The organism is Anabaena sp. TISTR 8404, assembly GCF_056847745.1.
Genome location: NZ_CP180578.1, coordinates 5,291,315 through 5,315,837, shown reverse-complemented (window position 1 = coordinate 5,315,837; position 24,523 = coordinate 5,291,315). Strand labels below are relative to the sequence as shown.

The window sequence follows — 24,523 nt, the reverse complement described above, 5'->3', positions numbered from 1 at the left end:
GAGGCTGAAATGATGCAAATTAATGCAAATTAGTTGAGCCAATTCATGTTTTTTACCAATTCCTTAGAAAATCAGCTGCAACAGTGGGACGATGTAATTCACAATCAACCAAATAATGCTAAGGCGTATGTTCGGCGAGGTATGGTTAAATTTCAGTTAGCCAAAATTGATGAATCTATTCAAGATTTTGATACAGCAGAAAAACTAGACGTTAGGATTAAACCATACCTTTGGCAACGAGGCTTATCTTATTATTATGCTGAAAGATTTGCGGAAGGCGCTCAACAGTTTGAAATTGATTTAACGGTGAATGCTAATGACGTAGAAGAAACTGTGTGGCGTTATCTTTGTATAGCTCGTTTGCAAGGTGTAGAAGTAGCACGTAATTCTCTATTAACAGTCAAGAATGACCCTAGACGTGTACTGCGATTTATATATGATTTATTTGCTGGAAATTGTACACATGATGAAGTTTTAAATGTTGGGCAATCAGAAGGACTTCGGGGTAAGTTTTATAGTCATCTTTATCTAGGATTGTATTATGAATCTGAAAGCAATCTTCAACTAGCTCAAAATTACATAGTTAAGGCTGCTGATAAATATCAGATTGATGATTATATGTGGTTCTTGGCGCAGGTACATAAAAAATTGCGCAATTGGCTGTAGTTTAGTGAATTTACAGATATTTTACTGGCGATCGCTTCCCCATTCATAACAAACTTTGTAAGGTTAGTCACAAACGCCTTAAGGTTCTCTATGAATGAGGTGTCGTTCATAACAAACTTCGTAAGGTTTATGACGAACGTCTTCATGTTCTTTATGAATGAGATATCCTTGGTGATGAAGGCGATCGCTTAACTAACTTATGCAGTACTTGAGCTATTAAAATCGAGTTTCATACTCAAATAAAAGTAGATTTTCACTACCTAAATCAGTTGCACCACGCACCAGAATTTCATCATTGAGCCGATAGAGGACGTTGTAACGGAAAGATGCATCGCTGCTAAATAAAGGCCGTGATAAAGAAACAGAAAAATCTCGATTAACGTTGAATACGCCCTCTGCTGACAAATCAAGAACTGATGAGCGTCTTGCTGTTTGATCAGTAATCGGAGTGGGAAAGATGCGAAATTCACTAAAACCGACAGCTTGTCCGATCGCAGTAATAGTTCCTTGCAAACTACCTAAAATAGTAGTGCCAGCTAAATTAGTTAATCCCTGTGTGACATCGCCTGTTTGAGCAAAGTTATTGAGAATTGAACCACCTAGCAATGCGACAATTTCTCCGCGACTGCGGCGAGGTTGACTTGTCAGTTCTAAATTCTCGTTCAATTCACTTGCTTTTCCTGTGGCCCTTGCTTGCACGCGAACGGTACGTAATCTGCCAAAATTGTTCACAGAAACGTCGCTGATTTCAGCAGACGAAGGTGATTCTAAAATGCGATTACTTGTTGCCGATGTCTCAGGTACGATCGCCAACAGTCGAACATCTAAGGTAGGATCAAGTCCTTGGCTGGGGGTAAACGTTGCTGTTTGTTCGTAGCCACGTTCTAAGGTGAACTCGGTGGAAAATAAACTGACTCGTCCTCCGGTTAAACGAATCACCCCTTCCGGTAAAGGCTTAGCTAAAGTCCCATTAATTGTTAAGTCACCTTTGGCGTTAAAGCTGAGTATCGGTTGACTAAACCCTCCTACGCCCGGTACAAAGCTCAGTAAAGGCTGACTTGTCACTTTCACATCATCACCCAAAGTCAAGCGTAAATCAGCAAACTCTACAGGTAAATTGGGTCTAGTTGTGGCATTTGCAGCGTTAGTGTGAGTAGGCTCTATTGTAGTTGTAGTGTTATTTACAGTATTAATGTTAGCTGGCTCTGTTGTAGCGTTGGGGTTGGCTGCTGGTGTAGTTACAGCACTAATATTAATGTTATTACTTTCTGTCGTTGCTGGTTGTGAGTTAGCAGTTTTGGTGTTTCCAATAGTGACTTGTCCATCACTCAGTGCAATTTCACCACCAATTCGAGGTTTGAGTGCTGTTCCTCGAATCACAGCATTACCGCTAACACCACCTTCATATAATCCTGGAACTTGAAAATCTAATTGTTTTTCTATTGATACTGTCAAAGGATTGCTGTTACCGGACTGAGGTGTAAAAATTGGCAGAATTCCTGATGCAGTTACTAAACCTTGATTGTAATTGCCTTGGATACCTGCCACATTTACTGCATTACCATTAAATTGTGCTGTCCCTGTCACATTAGTTAAAGGTTCTGATAAAGCTTGAGCGCCGATAGTAGCATTGTTAAATGTGGCAGTTCCATTGATAATTGGCTGGTTTAATGTACCGCCAATGTTGACAGCCACTTGTCCTTGTCCGTCTACCCACGAAACTTGATTGTTAGTCAGCAGATTTAACAATGTCAAACCTTCGTTACTCACATTAGCGTTGACGCTGATTTGATTATTATCTGGTTTGACTGCGACAAAAGGTAAGGGTGCAGGTATGCTACCTGTAACAGCGATGGGTTGTGTTCCTGTCAACAGTAATGAACTATCAAAATTCACGCGAGCATTATCGTAGGCAAATTTCACCTGTCCCCTTTGCACAGGTTGGTTGTTGAGAGTTGCATTCGCCAGTGATACTTCGCCATTAACTCTGGGGTCTTGTAAACTGCCTTGCAAATTGGCGACAGCATTAACTTGACCTGTGACATCTATAGGATATTTCTCTATAAAGGGCTGAAACAATGATAAAGGTAGACTGGCTACATTCAACTGTCCAGAAAGTTGTTCGGTTCCTAACTGTCCTGAAAAAGCTACCCGTCCTTGATTGATTTCCGCACTCAAGGGTGACAGAGTGACGACACCATCAGCAAAATTACCTTGAGCAATAACCTGATTTATAGAGTATTCACCCCATTGCCAATTATCACCTTGAAAATTAAAGCCGACATTCAACCCAGACCTTAAAGAGCCACTGGCTGTAAGTCCACCATTCAAAGCACCTGTTAATTCTGCAAGACTAGGCAAAGGTGGTGCTTGTTTTTTCTCTTCCTGCTGTTGTTGTTCTACTGCTGTGGCAATTTTGGAGAAATATTCTAGCTGTGTTTGCAAGTCTGCATTGGGCAACCTCACAGCTGTAGTGTTGAGTGCTTCTGCGCCTGCTGTTGTTGGCGATTCTATTCCTGTGGTTAAATCTTGAAAGTCGGAGATATTAAAGGCTTGTAAAAGTTCTTCAATTCTCGTTTGCACTAAATTAGCTTGGAGTTGAAATTTAGGGTCATTTCTGGTTTGCACACTGCCACTGAGGGCTATGCTGCCATCTCCGATTTGCAATAAACCGTTATTTAAGTTTGCAGTTCCATCGGCATAACTAAAATTACCGCGAAATTCGTCGGCTGAAACTCTAGCAACACGTGGTTGAGCGATCGCCACATCTCCAGTTAAGGCATAATTATTAAGATTAACGACTAAATTTCCCGATAGTTGCCCACCCAAAGGTTTCAAGTTATTGTTAGGTAAAAAGCCACCAACCAAAGCGATCGGAAACTGTTGAGCATTGATGATTAAGTTATCTCCCTCAGTTCTCCCTGTAGTGACAGCCTGATCACGTTTAACTAAAAATGAAGTTGGACGATAATTTGCATTCAGGTTAAGCGCTATCCTATCTTGTGTACCTGCAAGTCGCAGACTTCCCCCTTGTCCACCTTGAAAATTCACATTACCAGTTAACAATGGGTCAAATGCCAAATTACTCACATTGAAATTCCGTAGCCGAACATTACCTGTAGCTTGCGGAACCTCTGGAGTACCTGAAACTTGCCCATTAAAATCAAGAAAGCCTGATAGGGCGATGTCTCCCGGAACTTGCACACCAGTATTATTAAGGTTGAAATTCTGAGCGAGGACATTGAAATTAAAGCCAGCAATTTTTGGTGTGCCTGTTTCTGGTAATTGTACAGCGATCGCACCACTAGCAGTAATGCCTGGAGTGGTCGCACGTGGTACGATAATTTGCTGTCCATTCCACCGAAACTGGGCTGTAAGCGGTTGTGCTAACTGCGCTATGCCTTGATTAGCACGAATTTGTCCCGCAGCACGAATATCTGCAAGCGCAAAAGATGCGGTAGTACCTGCCACCTGTACGTTACCATTAAGCCGTCCTCGCAGTTGTGGTGAAAAACGGCTAAGTTGAACTTGCGATGCATTAGCAACTGCTTGCCAGCGACCAGCATTCAAGTTAGCATTCCTGATGTTAACGCTACCTCCTGCGACACTCAAATTTGCCTGTCCTGTCGCTTGAATAGTTTCAGGTTGAAAAGAAGTCGTGCTTCCCGACAAATTCACCGACGCACTATTGACAATTCCCTGGAATTGCGGTGGAATCTGTGGTGAAAGACGGCTCAGTTGCACTTGTGAAGCGTTAGCAACTGCTCGCCAGCGACCATTATTCAAGCTAATATCTTTAACATTCACCCTACCTCCTGCCACACTCAAGTTTGCCTGCCCTGTCGCTTGAATAGTTACAAGTTGAAAAGAATTAGTGCTTCCTGACAAATTTACCGACGCACTATTTAATACTCCCTGGAATTGAGGCGGGATTTGTTTAAAACGGCTTAACTGAACTTGTTCAGTGTTTACAAAAGCTTGCCAACGATTTTGGGCAACCTGACCCTTAGCGGTGATTGTATTACCAGCTACATTAAAAACAGCCGTAGGTAAGACAATATTCTGTCCTTGTTGCTCAATTACCGCTGCGCCTATAGTTGGATAGGTAGCATTAGGCGCTTGCACTTGCGCGACTGTCCGTAGATTACCAACAGAGCCTGAAACCCTAGCATTTGCAGATACATTTCCAACTTTGATACTAGATGAATTGTTGGTTTTGGCTATAACATCCCCTGGTAAATTTTGGGCGACAACATTCAAAAATACCCTACCTTGGGGAGCCAGTTGAACTTGACCACTCCCGACAATTCGCCCCCCGCCTGGTGGTTGCACTTGAATGCTGGCAATGTTGAGTGTTAAAGGCTGTTTGCCAAGCAAGCCAGTAATTTGAGTATTGGCTGAAACATTGCCAACATTAATCGGTGGTGTCAAGCCGTAACTCCGCGCCAGTATATCTCCTGATACACCCTGGGCTTGTACGTTAAATTTTACCTGACCACCTAGTATTGCTTGACCACCGCCTGTAATTACACCACCTGCTGAGGGGACTAGTTTGAGATTAGAGACAGCAACTTGAGTTGCTTTTTTAGCTACACTCAAGCGAAAGTCAGTGTTAACAGCTTTGAATTGAAGACGGTCAACTAGAATAAGTTTTGTGTTGCTGACTGTACCACTGAGAACAGGCTGCTGAAGTGATCCTTGTATTTTGATGTTGGCTTGAATTTCTCCTGCGGCGACGACTGGCGATTTGACTTTGAATGTATCTAATAAGTTTTTCGCACTGACTGGTTTTACCTGAGCTAAGAGGTTAAAACCTGTTTTAGTATTAACTGTGCCATTTGCAACGATGGGAACTTTGCCCAAGTTTGTGGTTAGATTATCTAAAGCGATCGCCTGACCTTGAAATACTAATCTACCGTTAGAATTAACAAAGCGTTGCGGAATATTTTGAATTTGTGCTGTTACCTGATTCGGAATAGCTGTCCCCGTAATTGCTATATCTGACGCATTTGCGGGAATCTGCACACCTAAATCAGCATTTATGCGTCCTGCTTGCAAAACAATCGGTAACTGAATTAAGCGACTAACATCAGATACTTGTAAATTTTGTGCTACAACCTGAAGATTAGTTTGTTGTGCTTTTGGTTGTGTTTCACCAGTAATTTTAACCGCACCGCCCCTGGTCATCTGTCCATTTATTTCATATCCAATTCTTTGGTTATCTGGTGAAAATCGCGCCACACCAGCGAAGTTATCTATTACTACAGAACCTTTTGGTTTAGTTGGTGCGGAAGCTGGTAATAATTCTACATTTCCATCAACAATCTGAAGTGTTTGTAACTGGGTTTGAATCGCTCCTTTACCTTCTCCACTCTTAACTTCAGCCGTTACCCAACGACCATCCTGATCCTGTTGGATAAAAACATGAGGCTGAATTAATGTGACATTTAAAGGCAGTGTCCGAGTCAGAATAACTTGTAAAGGTGAAAACTGGACATCAACAGCTTTTGCTGTCAGTTGGTCGGAATCAATAGGAGTTGCTGGTATCGATAGAGAGCTAAATCTCAAACTAGAAAGTGAAAAAGCTTCAACCTTGCCTATTTTTATCGGTCGCCCCAGTAATTGTTCAAGATTTGTTTCTACTAAAGGTGCTAAATCGTTATATACATAATTTCTAGCCCACCAAATTCCCGATGCAATTCCAGCGAGCAAAAAAATTCCAATAACTAGACTAGTACGACTGAAAAGGAGGAGATATAAACGACGATTAGTTGGCTCCTGATCATTTCCTGAATTTGGAGAGCGCGTCATTTTCGTTACCAATACTGCTATTGAGTAACAAATAATTTATTACCCGAAAACAACATAGTTGTTTTCACTAACTGCAAAAAACTCTATCTAGATAGATTAATAATTCATTCTAATGAAGGATGACCGTTGATACTCATTCGTACTTCATAATTAAAAAATTTATTTTCTCATAATAGTGTGTCCCATTATTTCTGAGTGACTGCTGGTGGTTAGCTCCGGATCTAACCACCAAAATTAACGGGAAAGACGACTACTAGCTAATTCATAGGAGAACTTGAGTAGAAATGTGAGTCGAAATTTCATACTTCACACTTCATCCTTGAGTTACCGATATCCCTGCCAAGGAGTTACTTCCAGTTTGCCACTAGGATTGAACACTACTTGGAAATGAGCCAAAGGTTCCTGATTATTTGGCGCTGCGCCATTGGAACCATAAATGGCTTGAAACATATTTGGTAGTGGTGTTTCACGAAAATAATCAAAGGCAGCTTGGTTTAGTGGTTCATAATCAGCAATAACACCTTCTTTATTCACAGCGACTCGATAAGGCAAATTCTTGGTGTAGGTAGGAGTACCTTTCCAATTTTGGCGAATAGTGTTGTATAGCTTTTGATTTAAATCTTTGACTATATTAGAGTCTGTAATTTTACGACCAACTACCTGGGGTGTACTAGCATATCCACGCCAAGGACTTACTTCTAAAACGCCCTTGTTAGTAAAGACCACTTTAAATTGGGCAATGGGTTCATTAGTAATAGCAGAACGTTTAGCAGGATTGTAAAGCAGTTTTGGCAGTGGGGTTAAATCTATCCCTTCATTTGATCCTTGATTGACGGCTTTATAACCAACGATCGCACCATCACCAGCCACACCTACACGATAAACTAAATCTTGTTTCACTGTTGAGCGTTCATTCCAAGCAGGATCAATTTGATTCCAAACTTGACGATTTAATGCCCGTAGTTGGGATGGGTCAGTAATTTCCGAAGTTGTATTTAAAAGTGCTTCTAAATCTTTTGTTGGGGGTGTTGCGGCTACTGTGGGACTTGGGTTAGAAGCCGTAACAGCTATGGGCGATGCACTGGCTACAGGAGATGTCTGTGTTGTAGGAGTTGTAGTCGGTGTTACCGTAGCAACATTACTGGGTGTGGGTGTAGCGTTACTCTGGGTTTCTGGCTGTGGTTCTGGTGGACGAACTTGAGGGGGTGGAATCAAACTAAAAGCAACAGCTGCAACTGCTACACTCGCAACTCCAATACTGGCTGGGACTGCTTGCTTAAGTAGAGTTTCACTTGCACCACCGTAGCGTCTAGCCACTGGTTGTAACTCTAGTGATAATTCTGGCAAAGTTTGGGTATCAGCAAAAAACTGATCCACCGCTTCTACCAAATCAAATAACTGCACCGTATTCATATCAATTTGAATCGGTGATTTAGGTTGGTTAGAATTTGGCTCAAACCCTTCGCTACTGCTTTCCGAATGAACAATTAGTCTATGACGATTCTGGTCAATTTTTTGTAGTTCTACTAATTCTGAATCTTGGTTATGAGCTTGCGGGTTTGGCACATTGCTTAAAAATTCTTGCCCATAAGCACTAACAGCCCGCACCAAACTTTCAAAAAATTCTCGACCTCCAACCAGAGGCTGCTTATAACCAGATATATAGCATTCTACATTTACCAATATTGATAATTCTGGGCGGAGTTCTTGCAAATGTGCCGCCCTGGAAGCATCACTTAAACCCTCTAAAAGCAACGTACAGTTAGGCAAACTGTACTTCCGTTGAATGTTCATTCCACTTCCCCGTCAAAAAGGCTAATCCAAAACCGCTGCATTCCGGCTGTACCAGTACAAAATAGTAATTTTTCTAACAAATTAATTGCTAACTCATCTAATTTTTCATCAGAAGTTAATGCTAGTACACCAGAACGTCGGGCATTCATTCTACTTTTAAAATGCGCTCGAAAACGTTCTAGATAATTAGATAAACGCAAATTTTGTTCTAGAGGTATCTGTTTGTCATTCATTTGCTGGTATATCATTAGCATCTGGCGGATGACAACGGTTAACCGCCGCGCAATGTAGCAAGCAATGACTACTAACGCCTTGGCCTCTATGATGGTTAAGGGTCGGCGGATATTAGCTCGGCGCATGGGGTTGGAGCTACGCATCCGCCATAAATTGACCCGATTTTTAATAATTTCTTTTAAATCTAACTCTTCAGCAAAACTCAAAATTGCTTCGGAACCACCAAGTTCTAAAGCTTCAATTGCCAGTAAGATGAGGTCGATTTGTAGCCGAGTTCTGGGTGGACATCCTTGTCCTGCGATCGCCGGATCTGGTAACGTATCCAGAATCATTGGCGTTGACGCAGGCGCGGGACTGTTGAACGGCGTTAAGCTCGCGGAGACATTCATTCTATAAATTACCTTGTGCGCTTCCAACAGACTAGATACAACTAGTACAACTAAATTTAAGATAAGTAGCCAAAAAATAACATTAAACTTGTGGCAGTAGCCATAATACTTGACGTATACATGACTTAACTTGTTCTACTACAAAGTTTGCGTATACTTAAATTTCAGTTTTTTAAGCAGCAATTCACCTTCCTTTAGTATGAGTACCAGTTCATATTTAAGCTTGGTGTAGATTCTCACTATCGTCAATGGATGATGATACTAGAGCCTCAAATCCAGCGTATGACATTATAGTGTACGATTTTTCAAGTCTGAAGTATGAAGTATAAAGTCTGAAGTGGGAATTACTACATTTTCTCCTTGAGTCTCTCACCCTTAGTATATTTGTGCTGAAATCAAGCACCCATTCACAAGGAACGCGGCACAGGAAAAATTAAACCCTTCATTTCACACTTCATACTTCACACTTCATACTTTACCTATTCCCTAACTGTTTATGGATTTAAAATCTCTAGTTCGTGACATCCCAGATTTTCCTAAGCCTGGCATTTTATTTCGAGATATTACTACTCTACTGCGCGATCCAGACGGATTACGCTACACTATTGACTTTTTTACAGAAAGATGCAAAGAGGCTGGATTTCAAGCAGATTATGTTATCGGTATGGAGTCGCGGGGATTTATTATTGGGTCTCCTCTAGCTTATAAGTTAGGGGCTGGGTTTATTCCTGTGCGGAAAAAAGGTAAATTACCCGCCGCTGTTCACTCAATTGAATATCAACTAGAGTATGGCACTGACTGCTTGGAAATGCATCAAGACGCTTTGCACCCAGGGAGTCGAGTTTTGATTGTGGACGATTTGATTGCTACAGGTGGTACAGCTAGTGCGACAGCAAAGTTAGTACAACAGATTGGCTGCGAACTAGTAGGTTTTGGATTTATTATCGAGCTACGGGATTTACAAGGGCGCAAACATCTGCCAGATGTGCCGATTATCTCGTTAATTGAATATTAGTCAATGGTCAAAAGTCCAGAGTCCAAAGACATTGACCATTGACTATTGACTGTTGACGTTGACTGTTGACCATTGACTATTGACTAAATACTATGACCGCTACAAAAATTTCCTTGGAGACAAGTCGAGATTGGCTAATTAGGCTAATCACGAGTGAAACTTTTATTTACGTGGTGAAACGGATATTGCAAGCGTTGCTGACCTTATTGTTGGCATCAGCGCTGTCATTTTTCATCATCAAATTGTCTCCTGGGGATTATGTAGATACCCTACGGCAAAATCCGAAAATTTCGCCGGAAAGAATTGAGGAAATTAGAAGACAGTTCGGCTTAGATAAGTCTTGGCCTGAGCAATATTTCTTTTGGTTGTGGCGAATATTTACCAAAGGAGATTTTGGTACAAGTTTTGTTTATCAGCGTTCTGTAGCTTCGCTGTTGTGGGAGCGAATACCTGCAACTTTATTATTAGCGATCGCTTCTTTAATTGTGACATGGGCGATCGCTATTCCTTTGGGCATTATCGCTGCTGTTAAGCAAAATCGCGCCACAGACCGCATCTTACAGGTATTGAGCTACACCGGACAAGGATTTCCCAGTTTTATCACAGTTCTAGTTTTATTAATCTTTGCCCAATTTACATCACCTCTATTCCCAGTTGGTGGGATGACCAGCATCGACCATGCTGATTTATCTTGGTTTGGTAAAATTATTGATGTCGGCTGGCACATGATTTTACCCACGATAGCGTTGAGTGTCACTAGTTTTGCTGGTTTGCAACGCATCACCCGTGGCGAACTGTTGGATGTTCTACGTCAAGATTATATCCAAACAGCCCGTGCCAAAGGATTACCAGAAAATCGAGTAATTTACGTTCACGCTCTCCGCAATGCTATCAACCCCCTAATAACTTTGCTGGGTTTTGAGTTAGCAAGTTTGTTAGGTGGTGCATTCATTGCCGAACAGTTCTTTAACTGGCCTGGTTTAGGTAGATTAACCTTACAGGCTGTTATCGCTAAAGACCAGTATTTAGTTATGGCGAGTCTGGTGATGAGTGCGGTGCTGTTGAACGTGGGTAACTTACTCGCAGATTTAATGTTGAAGGCTGCCGATCCTCGAATTCGTTTGGACTCTTAATTATTAGTTATGAGTCAATAGTCCATAGCCAATACAGGTTGTGAGATCCCCAACTTCTTGAATAAGTCAGGGATCTGACCACCCCACCTACTCTATTTCACACTTCATACTTCATACTTTATACTTCAGTATGTTTTCCGAAGTTTATTACCTAGTGCGTACCAAAGCTGATGGTCGTTATTTGACAGCTCGTCCCAACTCTGAAGAATCAGGTTACATATTGCTATTCCGCGAAAACTTTGATGCTTTAAGCTATCTCAATACTCATGCAGCAGATGTGGCAAATCGCTTTGCTGTCGAGTCTCTTCCAGGAAGCCAACTAACTAGCTTGCTCAAACGCTGGGGTTTCATTGGGGTAGCTATTGTGACTGACCCTTTGTTGCCTAAAGTAGAGTTTTTACAGCATGGTTGAGTAGAGTCAATAGTCAATACTTGCAACCTACTTCACCTTCTGCGGTTAGTAGTGGGTGTTTTTTGGAATGAAGCTATGAGCAAACACACAATACCAATACTGATAAATGAATCTGCAATATTAAATACAGCAAAATTAATCAAGCGAAAATCAAGAAAATCTACCACATAGCCTAAGACAAAGCGATCGATACCGTTGCCCATTGCTCCACCCAAAATTAAACCATAACCCAACTGATCCCAACGGTTTAAAACCGAGCTAAACAAACCCACAGCTATCAACACTAAACTTACTCCTAAAGATAACCAGCGCAACCACTCCACTTTTCCACTTAGCAAACTAAAAGCCGCACCAGTGTTAGTTACATAAGTAAAGTGAAAGACCCCAGGTATCAGTGGTAATGTTTCTCCTAATTTAAAGGTTTGTACTACCCAGTATTTGGTTAGTTGATCTAAGAAAAAAGCGGTAAAGGCCGCAATCCAAAACAGGCGATTTTTTAAAATCATGGTGTGTTAGTCAATGGTCAAGAGTCAAGAGTTAAGAGTCAATAGATGACTATGGACTATTGACTAATAAAACATTAAATGACGTAATATATATGCTATCGAGGTAACGGCACAGACTACAGCTAATTGTCCTGGTACTGCAAACCAAGAGTATCTGAGGATTGCTTGGATTAAAGACAAGTTTTCTGAGCCTTGCCACTGCAAAAAGTAACTAATAGTCAAATAAGTAATACCGCAGAAGTGAACGGTTAACAAGCCACAAATACAACTAAATGCTAAAGTTTCTAGTTTTGGTCTCGCCTGAAAAGCTAAAAATCCGCAAATCCATGCTCCAGGAATAAAACCTAATAGATAGCCAAACTGAGACAATTTAACATAACCAAGACCGCCACCTTCCGAGAATACAGGCAATAAAGTTAAACCCATCACCAAGTACGCAATTTGCGAGAGCGCACCAGCATTTTGCCCTCCCAAACAACCTACAAGTAGCACTGCACCAATTTGAAAGGTAACACCTAAAGAAAAAGTTTGAATTCCATACTGACTCCAACTCCAAGGCCAGGTGATACTATATGCTTCCAGAAATGTGCCACCCATTGTTAGGAGTAAGCCAATCATAGACCATAATAATTGAACAGTTCCCACAATATCTGTATTTTTAGCGATTAATCACTTTCAAATGCTCAATATATGCTCAAAGACGTATTTTTCAAGGTTGAAGATAGCAATTAAGAATATTTTTATACCAACTAATTGTTTAATTATTTGAATGTTCAAGCTTGTCTAGTTTAACTTGAATTTACTGCCTAGGTTTTTAGGATAATTTTTTACTGTTTTTATTTTGGCTACTATTAACTGAGAAAGGCGGAGAATTAATGGTGCTAGTAATAGCTTAGATAAATAATTGGGGATTGGGTACTGAAAAATTTTCCCCATACTCCCCTGCTTGTTAAAAGCTCTTATAGCAGTTTCTAATTACATGAGGTACATCCTAGCTTTTAGCATCGGAATTTAGTGATATGTACCTCACTAAAATAAGAAACTCTATATTACTTCAAAGCAACTTTGATGCTGGCTACAGAAACTTCTTGAGTTGCTGGCTCAATGTTAACTTGATTATGTGCAGCTGATGCTTTCCACCACAAGGTAATAGCAGGAGTAACACCTAAAACCAAACCAAGCAATACAGGAATGGAAAATCCAGCAGCTAGGCTCATAACTGTAGCAAAGCCAAAGTTACTTAAATAGACCACTAAAGGTAAGTTGAGTTGCGATCGCTCAAATTTAATTGGCTTGTTTTTCCACAATAAAGCTGCCACTGTCATAAACACTGCGCCAGTACCTAACCAGCCTGCAAAGTTTTGATAAGGCATCCCAAAGAACGCACCTGGTTGTTGCCAATACCAAAAGGGTAATGAAGTTTGACTCATCGCTGGGTCAAGCACAAAATCCCAAGATGTCAGCAGCAAAGAACCTAAGCCAACCGCACCAATATGTCTCCACAAGCTCGGTTTTGTATCCACTTCTAAACCTGCACGGGCTAACAAGTAAGACACACAACCCAAATAAAACCAAGATAAGGGAATTGTAAACGGAACTAGCCCGGCAATTTTATAACCCAAGCCACTTAAATAGTGGTAGTGACCAAAAGGAAAGCCTGTGCTTGTTCCTAACAGTTCACTTGTTAAAGAAATCAATACAGCAGGCAGCAGAAACGCCACAGCACGACCCACACCCAATGTCCGCGAGGCATACAATAATACGGCTGCTGCACCCAAAATCATATAAACTACACCGCCACCTGCCATACTCCACTGCATGGCAGTCTGTCCTACTTCAGACAAGTGCAAAATGACTTCGGCATTGGGTACAACCAGTAATATTCCTACTAGCCCAAATACCATTGACACAATATGACCGATGAGGCTTACGCGCTCAGCGACAATAAGTTGTTTCATGAGAATTCCTTAATCCAGATGTGATACTTTGCTACTCTGCTGCTAACAGTTTACAAATGTTTACGAAAATATTTAACTAGTTTGTACCGTAATTGTTTGTAAATTTATAGAATTCGCTGAACAGCCTATTGATTACGTCTTGCAAAAATAGGATGATAAACATATAGTCTAAGTCATTCTCGTCAAAATATACTCAACTGAAGTTAGCTTTCTTGTAGCTGGCGATCGCCGTTACTCCCACCAGCATAAAGGCTCCTACAAGTAAGATATATTCTTTGCTACATTCAAAATTTATTGAAAACATCACTTTTTTACTTAATTCATGGCAAAACAGACCCATGTCAATTCTTACAAAACTTCCTTGGGCCTCTTTATTACTAGTACTCATTAGTTATAGTACCTTAGGCTGGGTGTTATCAGAAACACGTATGCCTTGGCCTTTCTGGATAGTATCCGTAGTTGGTGTTTTGATTTTGCTGGCAAGTTTAGCTGTTCCCTTTTTAGCAATGGCTAAATATTCTAGTGTATTTTTCGAGTCAAGTACCAGAACTTTTTTAATTGCAATTTTTGGGGCATTTTTGTTTTTCCTAATGGTTGCTTGGTTTCGCCTCTTTTTAGATACTTTATTAATTATTGCTGCGGCAATATTAGCAAAAATTGATTTTCATACAGCCGGATTTAAGGCAGGGCCAGCCTTTTTGATTACATCTTTGTTTTCATTGGCAGGCATAGCTTGTGGTGCTGTACTTTACACAGAATTAGCAGAGCATACTACTATGTGGTAGATATTTTTAGTAAATTACAGCAGATTTTCAAGTTATTAAATTACAGTATTGAGGTCTCACAGCTAGGTAGAAAGCCTATTCTTATTCTGAATTCTGCTGTATATGTTGTAATTCTTAAAAGAATTAGTGTTGAAAATCATACTAAAAATGAGGGTGGAATTTCCCAACCCTCATGTTTTTATATCTAATTCTGGGTCATGAATCCAATGCCCAGTATTTTAGCCAACTGCTGCTTCAGTTGAGGCAGCAACTGGATAAATGCTGACTTTTTTGCGAGATTTACCCTTTCTTTCAAAGGTAACAATACCGTCAACTAAGGCAAACAAAGTGTCATCGCTGCCGATGCCAACATTGTTACCAGGGTGGAATTTAGTTCCGCGCTGACGTACAAGAATATTTCCAGCACGGACAACTTGACCACCAAAACGCTTCACACCCAGACGCTGGGCATTAGAGTCACGACCGTTGCGTGTACTACCTGTTCCTTTCTTATGAGCCATAATTTCCTCTTATGTTTGTTTTACTATTCAGCAGTGGTTTCCGCAGGGGAATTATCAGCTACAGTAGCTTCAGCAGTTGCCGCTTCTGAGGCTGCAAATACCTGTCCATTAAGAGTGATGGAATTAATTAACAGTCTGGTAATTTCTTGACGATGCCCACGTTTTTTGCGGGTTTTCTTCTTCGGCTTCATTTTGTATACCAGGACTTTGCGACCTCTCAAATGCCGCAATACAGTCCCTTCTACAGTTGCCCCTGCTACTAGAGGCTGCCCAATGCTGACTCCACCATCATGCTGTACCAGTAGTACTGAATTTATTGTAACTTTTTCGTCTGGTTGAGCTGTCAGCAGTTCAATGTCGTAAAAGCGACCAGGCTCAACTCTTAATTGTTTACCACCAGTTTCAATAATTGCGTAGGTCATGAAATTGTCCTTAGAGTTGCCGTACAGGTAGCTAACTGTGATTTTTTGTACAGAAGCGATATACCTGAGCTTGATTAATCGCTGTTGTTAGCTTTTGTGATGTGTCTACCTGATCCGAGCAGGAATAAGACAGACAATCTAAAATCATATTTCATTAATGCTGCTAAAGTCAATATTTATTTAAAAGTAAAAATATAAATAGTCAATTGAGTAAATTTACAGTTTATTTTTCAGAAATTTGCGTAAAGTTGGCAAATACGGCTGAGATTAATAATGACACAGAACAGCACCAAAAAATCTGAGCAGGAGATGTCACTGCTCAGATTTTTCCCTTGATTATGTCTATTTTTAGCTTCATTGGAAGATTAAATCTAAACGCTGCTGACTAGCTTGCAGTGCATCTTTTGGTGAAAGTTTACCCAACAATACAGCTTCCACAGCCCGCCCTATACTATCTGAAATGCGATTGTAGCCAGGAAAAATCGGACGGCTGCGCCCATACTGGGCTTGTTCTAAAAATACTTTCACTTGTGGTGTTTTCTCGACAAATTCCTGATACTTGGCGCTTTGGCGAGATTTTAAATTAATCGGTAAATAGCCAGTTCCGAGGGCTAATTCTGTTTGAAAATCAGCACTCATGGCATATTCAGCAAACTTAAATGTAGCTTTTTGACGTTCTGGTGTGGTTTTAAATAAAAAGAGATTTTCGCCGCCAATATTAGTAGCAGGTTTTTGGTTAACAGGTAGGGGAAAAACACCAAAATCAATCTTAGTATCTTGAAATTGTCCTAAATTCCAAGGGCCATTAATTTGCATTGCTACTTTCCCAGATAGTAAGGGGTCTGTCTCATAACCTCGTTCTGGGCCAGATAACATTGTAGAACCGTCAGTAATTAAATTACGCCAAAATTGTAAAGCTGCGATCGCCCCTTGATTTTCTGTTAATCTCACACCTGCGGGATTTTGGGCATCACCACTCACCAGTTCACTGCCACTACTCCACATAAATGGTAACCAAGTGAAAACAGTAAATTCTCCTTTCCCCAAGGGCAGAAACATTCCATACTGATCTATGCGTCCGTCGCCATCAGTATCACGGGTTAATTGTTTGGCAACTTGGCGAAACTCTTGCCAATTACGCGGAATTTCCTGAATCCCCGCCGCCTTAAACAAACTCGGACGGTAAAAAATCCCTAAGTTATTTGTTGCAAAGGGAACTGACCAAAGTTTTCCTTGATATTCCATCGAAGCATACAAAGTCGGGTCAATTTCGTTTTTTACTGGTGAGTTTGCCAACATTTCATCTACTGGAATTAGCGCCCCCAGTTCTACTAGTTGTCCAGCAATCGTCGGATTGTACCATAGTAAATCTGGTGGTGCATTGCCTACGACAGCTGCCAATATTTTCGGTGTTTGCTGATCCTGTTGCCCAATGTATAAAGACTCTACCTGAATATCTGCGTGGGTTTGGTTAAATTTATCCACCAGCTTTTGCAATACATCCCGATTAGGCGGTGGATTTACACCATGCCATAAAGTGATATGAGTTACCTTATTTGCATCAACTCTAGAACGCAAAATTTGACATCCGCTTAAAGCAACTATGCCTACCAAAAATAACACCAACAATTGGCTGAAGTAGTGTTGCACTTTCTTTTTTCTGACTCTTAATTTATGACTGGCAAGAAGAAAGCGTGCAGAAAGTTGGTTTAGAAGATTAATCACTGGTCTAATAGGGAATGACGACTCATCAAGAATGAAGGTTATAATTTTTTACTTCATTCTTGCCTTTGCATCTTGGCAAAGGCTATGTATATCCTAATCTTGGAATAGAGCATAAATAGTTTCAAATTATGGCAGGTCATAGTAAATGGGCTAATATTAAGCGCCAAAAGGCGGTAGTGGATGCAAAAAGAGGAAAAACATTCACTCAGTTATCGCGGGCAATTATTGTGGCGGCGAGAAACGGTGTACCAGACCCAGCCGGTAATTTTCAACTACGTACAGCTATTGAAAAGGCGAAGGCAGCGGGTATCCCAAATGACAATATTGAACGAGCGATCGCTAAAGGTGCAGGTACATTTAGTGGCGATAATAGTAGTCTAGAAGAAATTCGCTATGAAGGTTACGGCCCTGGCGGTGTAGCAATTTTAGTTGAAGCCCTCACCGATAACCGCAATCGCACTGCGGCTGATTTACGAGTAGCTTTTAGTAAAAATGGTGGCAATCTGGGTGAAACTGGTTGCGTTAGCTGGATGTTCAACCAAAAGGGTGTGTGTATTGTTCAAGGTGTGGTTGATGAAGACCAACTTTTAGAAGCATCCTTAGAAGGCGGCGCTGAGTCTTATGAAATGACAGAAGATGAAACGGCGGAAGTCTTGACTGAGGTTGCTAATTTAGAAATTCTCAACCAAACACTTAAAGACAAAGGTTTTAAGGTAACTGATGCCGAATTACGCTGGATTCCTAGCAATAATGTAGAGGTGACAGACTCAGATCAAGCGCGATCGCTTCTGAAGCTAGTAGATACTCTAGAAAGCTTAGATGATGTCCAAAATGTTACGTCTAATTTTGATATGTCAGAACAGTTATTAGCTGTAAGTTTTGTTTAACGATATACATAGCAACTAGCAAGGCATTAAGATTTAATCTCTTTCCCTTTACAGGGAAAGAAATCTACTAAACTAGCTGATTGCGTAACTCAAGCGCAGCATCAAGATTACTCTCATTCAGGGCAAGTTGAACATGAGACATCACATTTCTCCTGATTATCTAAATTATTGATTCACAGACTCAATTAGTTGAGTCACCCGTTCTTTGATTTCATCGCGCACTCTAGGAAAAATTTCTGGTTTTTCGGCTGGGTCGTCTAACTGCCAGTCTTCAAAGATTTCTCGCACTACCCACTCTGGAGGCAAATTCACGCCACAACCACACAGAGAAATTACTACATCAAAGTCTTCGGCTTGAAAGTCGCTCAGTGGTTTGGAATATTGATCAGTAATGTCGATGCCAATTTCTTTCATAACTGCGATCGCTTCTGGCCTAACAACACTTGCCTCTAACCCAGAACTTGTCGCTACAATTTTTCCCTTACCCAGGGTTTTAGCAAAGCCTTCCGCCATTTGAGAACGGGCAGAATTTTTTTTGCAAACAAACATTACACGTTTCATTGACCTCTCCACTACTATTTCTCATTTCAAGAAAACTTGATGCATTAGTCCGCTGTCAACTAGAGAATACAAAAATTTATCAAAAAAACTTGATGGGTACGATAACGATAAATTCAAGTCTGCAATCTCTTGGTTGTGAAATTCAGGTAAGCTGAGGTTAAAAATAGTTCTGAGTGTCAAGGAATCACCGGGACTCTTCAGCGCTAAGTTCACCTGTGTGAAATATGAAAAAACAACACAGCAAAGCAATTTTATGGAATTTCCCAAATTTGGTTATGCAGCACTACTCAAGACTGACTCAGATAATTTTTACTTTCTGTCTGTTTGTGTTGATATCGTGGATTGTAAGCCCCACTGCTGAAGCCTTAACACAGATTAGACTATTTGACATTTCCTATAAAGATTGTCCCCCAGAACTAGCTCAGGGGGCCGTGACGAGTGGAGGTAGTGCTGCTGCGGCTAATTGCTTTATTGTCACAGGCAAAGCAGAAAATGGCACTTACAAAACTGTCTATGATGCAGATATCTATGGTCGGATCTATGATGCTAACAACGACCCAGTATTACAAAATCGTACTCGCCTTGGTTCGATTGCCGAAGTTCCACCAGGGACGAGTGATTTTGAACTCAGAATTTCTGTACCCGCAAATCAGCCATTACCTTTGCAGCTAAAGCAATTTAAAGCATCGGGATTTAGTAGCCAAGTCCGGCGTTAATCAATTTACATGAGCAAGTCTGGGTTAACCAACCCAGACCTCAAACTAATGACTGTAAGCTGATAGTTATGCAAAGCCTTGCAGACCGCCTACCAGACCACCTATTACTTGGCCTACTACTTGCAGCAGCAAAATTGCCAACATAGGAGAAATATCAATGCCGCCTAAGGGGGGTATGAAGGAACGGAAGACATTGAGATATGGGTCAGTAATTTGGCTTAAAGCAGAAAATGGCTGATTGTACCAGTTAATAGTTGGGAACCAAGTCAACAGAACTCTAATAAATAATAGAGCAGTATATAACTGTATGAAGGTATTCAGAGTGCTAATGAGTAAAAACATGGATTTTTTGTTTTCCTGCGAAGTTTTACAAGCGGCCTTATAGTTGATTTTAGTTTAGTCGTTGTCATGCTGTCTGGGAATCAGTGTCTATTTTGACCACGACTAGCAGTTACCAAAGTCTCCGATCAGCCTGAAAGTAAAAACTAAGTTGAGGAAAGCTGCTTCTATATTATTACTCTGGAATTGAGGAGCGATCGCTCACACTCTGACTAGCACTACCGTTAACATTGCCCAATTGTTTTCTGACTTCATCAATTGTGGCATTTAACTGAGCAATTTTATCTTCTAGCGATCGCCTAGCTGTTTCCATTTCCAAATCGCCAGTTTCAGAGGCTCTCATCCGCCGTTTTGCTGAGGTTTTTTTCGACTCTACCGCACCATTGCTCAGTTCGGATTCTTCTGTTGATTCTGTATCCAGCCGAGAAGTAATTATAGCTCCCAAAACGCCGCCAACTACGCCGCCAAAAAGCGCCCCTGCTATAAAACCACTAGCAAAACCATCACGCTGACTCATAACTTTACCGCCTTAAAGCAACCTTACAATCTTTTATTGTGTTTAGCGATTTTCCTTGCCTAGCTGCATAGTAGCTTAAGTACCAAAAATGCGATCGCCTGCATCTCCTAATCCCGGTACAATAAAACCGCGATCGTTGACTATTTCATCAATAGTTGCAGTGTAAATAATCAAACTTGGATAAGCCGTACTCAGTTTCTGTAACGCTGGCGGAGCCGCAACTACACTCACAATTCGCGTCAAAGCCGGATCAACCCCTCGTTGTGTTAACTCAGCCATTGCCTTCATAATCGATCCGCCTGTCGCCAACATCGGATCTGTGATTAACACTCTTGTTTGCGGGTCAAATTTTTCCGGTAATTTGTTGAGATAACACCGAGCTTCTAGCGTCTCTTCATCGCGCACTAAGCCCAAATGATAAATCGAAGCCAAGGGTAGCAAAGTTTGTGCACCCTCTAACAACCCCAATCCCGCCCGCAAAATTGGCACCACTGCCACAGGCACTTCCGGATTAATAAAAGTTGCTGGACAAGAGTCTAAAGGACTTTGCACCGTTGTTTCTATCGTTGGTAACCACTCTCGCACCGCTTCGTAAGTTAGCCATCTGCCTAACTCAGTTATGGCACTCCGAAATAATACTGAAGGCGTAGCAGCATCACGGGCAACTGCCAACCAGTGCTTGATTAAGGGATGGGGTGGAACGTAAACACGCAGCTGTACCGTCATAGCTGGAAATTAGCACTTTTGATTTTATAAGAACTGAAACCTCATCATACTCTTTCCTGCGTATGGCTGACAGCCAAAATCAACACTCCCAAAATTATTGAAAATATTTTTCATTAACAGTTGACAGATATTCTCAATCGAAGTTATATTATTAATCAGTGTTCTCCTCTCTTTAAGGATCGGCAGACGGGATTAGCCAGCAGTAGCAGGCTTGTCCCTCTTTTTTGTGTATTTGTAATTGGTCATTTGTCATTTCTTATTTGTAGGGTTATGGGTGTGTTAACACAGTCTAGTAATATATTTTAAGTAGGTCGGCGTAAATATTTATGTCAGTAGTCAGAAAGGAAGAAAGTTCTGCCCGACCTTTACATATTTAAGTACAAAGGCTAGTAAAAGCCGTTGATTTTTTGTAATTAGTAATACTAATAACCAATGACAAATTACAAAGGACAAATGACAAATGACAATTATTTATTTGATACCATTATCATTGGTTCTGGAATTGGTGGCTTAGTCACAGCAACCCAACTATCAGCCAAAGGTGCAAAAGTTTTGGTACTAGAACGCTACCTTATTCCTGGTGGTAGTGCTGGCTATTTTGAACGCCAAGGATATCGCTTTGATGTTGGAGCATCAATGATTTTTGGGCTAGGACAAAAGGGTACAACTAACTTACTTACTCGCGCCCTTGATGCTGTAAATATTCATTTAGAAACAATAGCAGATCCAGTACAGATTCATTATCATTTGCCCGATAATTTAGACATTAAAGTTGACCGGGTTTATGACAAATTTTTGCAAAATCTTAATGCTTGCTTTCCTCAAGAAGCAAGAGGTATTCGTCGCTTTTATAACGAATGTTGGCAAGTTTTTCATTGCCTTAACAGTATGGATTTATTGTCACTAGAAGAACCTCGGTATCTAATGCGGTCGTTTTTCCAGCATCCTTTAGCGTGTTTTGGGTTACTTAAGTATCTGCCAAAAAATGTCGGAGATGTAGCGCAACGTTATATCAAAGACCCTCTATTATTAAAATTCATTGATATGGAATGTTATTGCTGGTCAGTAGTGCCAGCGAACATGACACCCATGATCAATGCAGGTATGGTCTTTTCTGATAGACATTATGGCGGTGTCAATTACCCTAAAGGGGGAGTAGGAATAATTGCTCAAAAACTAGTAGAGGGTTTAGAAAAAGCTGGGAGTCAAATTCAGTATCAAGCTAGGGTAAAAAAAATTCTGATAGAGAGGGGATGCGCTGTTGGTGTAGAACTAGCTAGTGGTCAAATTTATCGAGGTAAACGCATAGTTTCTAATGCTACACGCTGGGATACATTTGGAAAATTAATCCCTGTAGAGAAAATACCCAATAATGAGAAAGTATGGCAACAACGTTATGAAAAATCGCCCAGCTTTTTGAGTTTGCACATGGGTGTCAAAAGTTCAGTTTTACCCAATCGCACAGAATGCCATCATATTTTGTTAGAAGATTGGGCAAAAATGGCAGCGACAGAAGGCACGATTTTTGTTTCAATTCCCACATTGCTTGACCCAGGTTTAGCACCTGAGGAACATCACATCATTCATGCCTTTACCCCTCACTGGATTGATGATTGGCAAAGGCTATCTGCAAGCGAGTATGAGGCAAAAAAAGAAGCTGCTGCTTGGCGAATTATTAGCCGACTAGAAAAGATTTTTCCTGGTTTGGATGCAGGGTTAGATTATCTGGAAGTAGGAACACCACGCACCCATCGTCGCTTTTTAGGGCGAGAGGATGGGACATACGGGCCAATTCCCCGGCGTAAATTGTGGGGATTGTTAGGTATGCCATTTAATCGCACAGCTATTCAGGGACTTTATTGCGTTGGTGATAGCACTTTTCCTGGTCAAGGGTTAAATGCTGTCGCCTTTTCTGGGTTTGCCTGCGCCCACCGAATTGCTGTGGATTTGGGAATTGGTTAATAGTCAATTGTCAATGGTCATTTATCATGAGTGATAGCAGTCGAAGCATAGATTAAGACTATGTTGGTTGCTACTCAGCAACACCACTGAGGGAGTCGGGGAACTCGCCCAATGCAGTGGCTCCTCAGCACTCAACTCAGGCAACTTGAGAAATTTGTTGTTGGATGGGAATTTTTATGATGAATTCTGTCCCTTTTCCTGGGTTGGATTGACAACATATACTACCGCCATGCTTATCTACAACAATTTGATGGCTAATAGATAAGCCTAATCCAGTTCCTTTACCCGCAGGTTTAGTTGTAAAGAAAGGTTCAAACAACTTTGCTTGTATTTCTTGACAAATTCCTGGGCCGTTATCAGCAATGTGAATGGCAACCCATTCATCGCCAATCATGTTTGTGCAAATTTCAATTCGACTTGGTTGTTGTTTAATTTCCTCAAATGAACGCTTTTGATTATATTCATCCAAAGCATCAATAGCATTAGCCAGAATATTCATAAAAACTTGATTGATTTGTCCGGCATAACATTCTACTGGTGGCAATAGACTATAATTTTTGATGACTTCTATTTCTGGATGCTCTGGTTGTGGTTTGAGGCGATAATTTAAAATTGTGAGCGTGCCATCAAGACATTCATGAATATCAGTATCCGTTAAGTTAGCCTCATCTGTACGTGAGAAAACCCGCATTGATTTGACAATTTCACGAATTCGTCGTGCGCCAAAATTCATCGAGTTGAGTAACTTTAACAAATCACTTTCAAGAAATTCTAGGTCTGTTAATTCTAGTTCTGCTTGAATGCGGGGTGTAGGATTCGGATATTCTTCTTGATACAAATGCAGAAGATGTAGCACTTCTTGAGTATATTCATTGGCATGAACTAGATTGCCATAAATAAAATTTACAGGGTTATTAATTTCATGGGCAATTCCAGCTACCATCTGGCCTAAGCTGGAAAGTTTTTCACTTTGAATTAGCTGGATTTGGACTTGTTTTAGGTTATCGTAAGCTTGACTAACTTCTGCTACTTTCTGTTCTAATAAAGCATTTTTATGCTCTAGTTTTGCAGATAAATCATGCAGTTTTAAGTGCAACTTAACCCGTGATAAAACTTCTTCTTGCTGAAATGGTTTGGTGATATAGTCCACTGCACCAACTTGGAAACCTTCAACTTTGTTAGTTGTATCAGATAGGGCTGTCATAAAAATAACAGGAATATCTTTAGTTTTTAGATCTGCTTTTAATAGACGACAGGTTTCAAATCCATCTATTTCTGGCATCATGATATCTAACAAAATCAAATTTGGTAGAGCATATTTAACACGCTCTAATGCAACTTTTCCTGATTTTGCTACCCACACTTCAAGACCTGCTTGATCTAAGGCATCAGATAAGACACCTAAATTAGCAGGATTATCATCAACAATTAAAACTGTCGCAGTTTGTTCAGTTGTAAGGCTCAT

The 24,523-nt window shown here is 40.7% G+C and carries 22 protein-coding genes; 8 read left to right on the top strand and 14 right to left on the bottom strand.

Annotated features, from left to right (window positions below):
- The first annotated feature begins 45 nt into the window (after positions 1 to 45).
- A complete protein-coding gene (locus ACMX3D_RS23025) occupies positions 46 to 666 on the top strand; it encodes a tetratricopeptide repeat protein (protein WP_482748134.1) in 621 nt (206 codons plus the stop codon).
- A gap of 216 nt (positions 667 to 882) precedes the next feature.
- Here ACMX3D_RS23025 and ACMX3D_RS23020 read toward each other — a convergent pair whose 3' ends face one another.
- The 3 genes from ACMX3D_RS23020 to ACMX3D_RS23010 form a co-directional block, all read right to left on the bottom strand.
- A complete protein-coding gene (locus tag ACMX3D_RS23020; RefSeq protein WP_482748133.1) occupies positions 883 to 6,477 on the bottom strand; it encodes a translocation/assembly module TamB domain-containing protein in 5,595 nt (1,864 codons plus the stop codon).
- A 324-nt stretch (positions 6,478 to 6,801) separates the two neighbouring features.
- The gene (locus tag ACMX3D_RS23015; protein ID WP_482748132.1) at positions 6,802 to 8,271 is read right to left on the bottom strand and encodes a DUF4335 domain-containing protein; all 1,470 of its coding nucleotides are present in this window, start codon (positions 8,269 to 8,271) and stop codon (positions 6,802 to 6,804) included.
- The gene (locus ACMX3D_RS23010; protein ID WP_482748131.1) at positions 8,268 to 8,894 is read right to left on the bottom strand and encodes a DUF3038 domain-containing protein; all 627 of its coding nucleotides are present in this window, start codon (positions 8,892 to 8,894) and stop codon (positions 8,268 to 8,270) included. Before ACMX3D_RS23010 ends, ACMX3D_RS23015 begins: the two co-directional genes overlap by 4 nt.
- A gap of 496 nt (positions 8,895 to 9,390) precedes the next feature.
- On the opposite strand from ACMX3D_RS23010, the gene ACMX3D_RS23005 reads away from it, so the two are divergent.
- From ACMX3D_RS23005 to ACMX3D_RS22995, 3 genes are all read left to right on the top strand, one after another.
- Positions 9,391 to 9,909: an adenine phosphoribosyltransferase gene (locus ACMX3D_RS23005; RefSeq protein WP_482748130.1), complete on the top strand. Its 519-nt coding sequence runs from the start codon at positions 9,391 to 9,393 to the stop codon at positions 9,907 to 9,909.
- A 92-nt stretch (positions 9,910 to 10,001) separates the two neighbouring features.
- Complete coding sequence (locus tag ACMX3D_RS23000; RefSeq protein WP_482748129.1) at positions 10,002 to 11,042, top strand: ABC transporter permease; 1,041 nt, start codon at positions 10,002 to 10,004, stop codon at positions 11,040 to 11,042.
- A 130-nt stretch (positions 11,043 to 11,172) separates the two neighbouring features.
- Positions 11,173 to 11,454, top strand: a complete 282-nt coding sequence (locus ACMX3D_RS22995) for a hypothetical protein (protein ID WP_482748128.1) — start codon at positions 11,173 to 11,175, stop codon at positions 11,452 to 11,454.
- Positions 11,455 to 11,486: 32 nt separating this feature from the next.
- On the opposite strand, the gene lspA is transcribed toward ACMX3D_RS22995, so the two are convergent.
- The 3 genes from lspA to cruF form a co-directional block, all read right to left on the bottom strand.
- A complete protein-coding gene (lspA, locus tag ACMX3D_RS22990) occupies positions 11,487 to 11,960 on the bottom strand; it encodes a signal peptidase II (RefSeq protein WP_482748127.1) in 474 nt (157 codons plus the stop codon).
- Between the two features lie 63 nt (positions 11,961 to 12,023).
- Entirely contained in the window at positions 12,024 to 12,578 is a 555-nt protein-coding gene (locus tag ACMX3D_RS22985) for a biotin transporter BioY (protein ID WP_482748126.1), read from the bottom strand.
- A 431-nt stretch (positions 12,579 to 13,009) separates the two neighbouring features.
- Positions 13,010 to 13,918, bottom strand: coding sequence for a gamma-carotene 1'-hydroxylase CruF (gene cruF / locus ACMX3D_RS22980; RefSeq protein ID WP_482748125.1), 909 nt, complete (start codon positions 13,916 to 13,918; stop codon positions 13,010 to 13,012).
- A 338-nt stretch (positions 13,919 to 14,256) separates the two neighbouring features.
- On the opposite strand from cruF, the gene ACMX3D_RS22975 reads away from it, so the two are divergent.
- Positions 14,257 to 14,703 (top strand): hypothetical protein, encoded by a 447-nt coding sequence (locus ACMX3D_RS22975; protein ID WP_482748124.1) that lies wholly within the window; start codon positions 14,257 to 14,259, stop codon positions 14,701 to 14,703.
- Between the two features lie 218 nt (positions 14,704 to 14,921).
- Here ACMX3D_RS22975 and rpmA read toward each other — a convergent pair whose 3' ends face one another.
- The 3 genes from rpmA to ACMX3D_RS22960 all read right to left on the bottom strand — a co-directional run bounded on the left by rpmA (position 14,922) and on the right by ACMX3D_RS22960 (position 17,275).
- Positions 14,922 to 15,203, bottom strand: coding sequence for a 50S ribosomal protein L27 (gene rpmA / locus ACMX3D_RS22970; protein WP_482748123.1), 282 nt, complete (start codon positions 15,201 to 15,203; stop codon positions 14,922 to 14,924).
- Between the two features lie 23 nt (positions 15,204 to 15,226).
- Entirely contained in the window at positions 15,227 to 15,625 is a 399-nt protein-coding gene (rplU, locus tag ACMX3D_RS22965; RefSeq protein ID WP_482748122.1) for a 50S ribosomal protein L21, read from the bottom strand.
- 354 nt (positions 15,626 to 15,979) lie between these two features.
- A complete protein-coding gene (locus tag ACMX3D_RS22960) occupies positions 15,980 to 17,275 on the bottom strand; it encodes an ABC transporter substrate-binding protein (protein ID WP_482752408.1) in 1,296 nt (431 codons plus the stop codon).
- Between the two features lie 203 nt (positions 17,276 to 17,478).
- On the opposite strand from ACMX3D_RS22960, the gene ACMX3D_RS22955 reads away from it, so the two are divergent.
- The gene (locus ACMX3D_RS22955) at positions 17,479 to 18,237 is read left to right on the top strand and encodes a YebC/PmpR family DNA-binding transcriptional regulator (RefSeq protein WP_482748121.1); all 759 of its coding nucleotides are present in this window, start codon (positions 17,479 to 17,481) and stop codon (positions 18,235 to 18,237) included.
- 165 nt (positions 18,238 to 18,402) lie between these two features.
- Here the strand turns inward: ACMX3D_RS22955 and arsC are convergent, their stop codons facing one another.
- Positions 18,403 to 18,798: an arsenate reductase, glutathione/glutaredoxin type gene (gene arsC / locus ACMX3D_RS22950; protein ID WP_482748120.1), complete on the bottom strand. Its 396-nt coding sequence runs from the start codon at positions 18,796 to 18,798 to the stop codon at positions 18,403 to 18,405.
- Between the two features lie 275 nt (positions 18,799 to 19,073).
- Between arsC and ACMX3D_RS22945 the strand changes: the two genes are divergently transcribed.
- Positions 19,074 to 19,514 carry a biotin carboxylase gene (locus tag ACMX3D_RS22945; RefSeq protein WP_482752407.1) on the top strand — a complete coding sequence of 147 codons (441 nt, stop codon included), beginning with the start codon at positions 19,074 to 19,076 and terminating at the stop codon, positions 19,512 to 19,514.
- Between the two features lie 66 nt (positions 19,515 to 19,580).
- On the opposite strand, the gene ACMX3D_RS22940 is transcribed toward ACMX3D_RS22945, so the two are convergent.
- The 3 genes from ACMX3D_RS22940 to upp all read right to left on the bottom strand — a co-directional run bounded on the left by ACMX3D_RS22940 (position 19,581) and on the right by upp (position 21,096).
- Positions 19,581 to 19,856, bottom strand: coding sequence for a YggT family protein (locus ACMX3D_RS22940; RefSeq protein WP_482748119.1), 276 nt, complete (start codon positions 19,854 to 19,856; stop codon positions 19,581 to 19,583).
- 172 nt (positions 19,857 to 20,028) lie between these two features.
- Positions 20,029 to 20,370, bottom strand: coding sequence for a ssl2009 family thylakoid membrane protein (locus ACMX3D_RS22935; protein WP_482748118.1), 342 nt, complete (start codon positions 20,368 to 20,370; stop codon positions 20,029 to 20,031).
- Positions 20,371 to 20,445: 75 nt separating this feature from the next.
- Complete coding sequence (upp, locus tag ACMX3D_RS22930) at positions 20,446 to 21,096, bottom strand: uracil phosphoribosyltransferase (protein ID WP_482748117.1); 651 nt, start codon at positions 21,094 to 21,096, stop codon at positions 20,446 to 20,448.
- 432 nt (positions 21,097 to 21,528) lie between these two features.
- Here upp and crtH point away from each other — a divergent pair, with 432 nt between their 5' ends.
- Positions 21,529 to 23,058, top strand: a complete 1,530-nt coding sequence (crtH, locus tag ACMX3D_RS22925; RefSeq protein ID WP_482748116.1) for a carotenoid isomerase — start codon at positions 21,529 to 21,531, stop codon at positions 23,056 to 23,058.
- Positions 23,059 to 23,194: 136 nt separating this feature from the next.
- Here crtH and ACMX3D_RS22920 read toward each other — a convergent pair whose 3' ends face one another.
- Positions 23,195 to 24,523, bottom strand: a complete 1,329-nt coding sequence (locus ACMX3D_RS22920; protein ID WP_482748115.1) for a sensor histidine kinase — start codon at positions 24,521 to 24,523, stop codon at positions 23,195 to 23,197.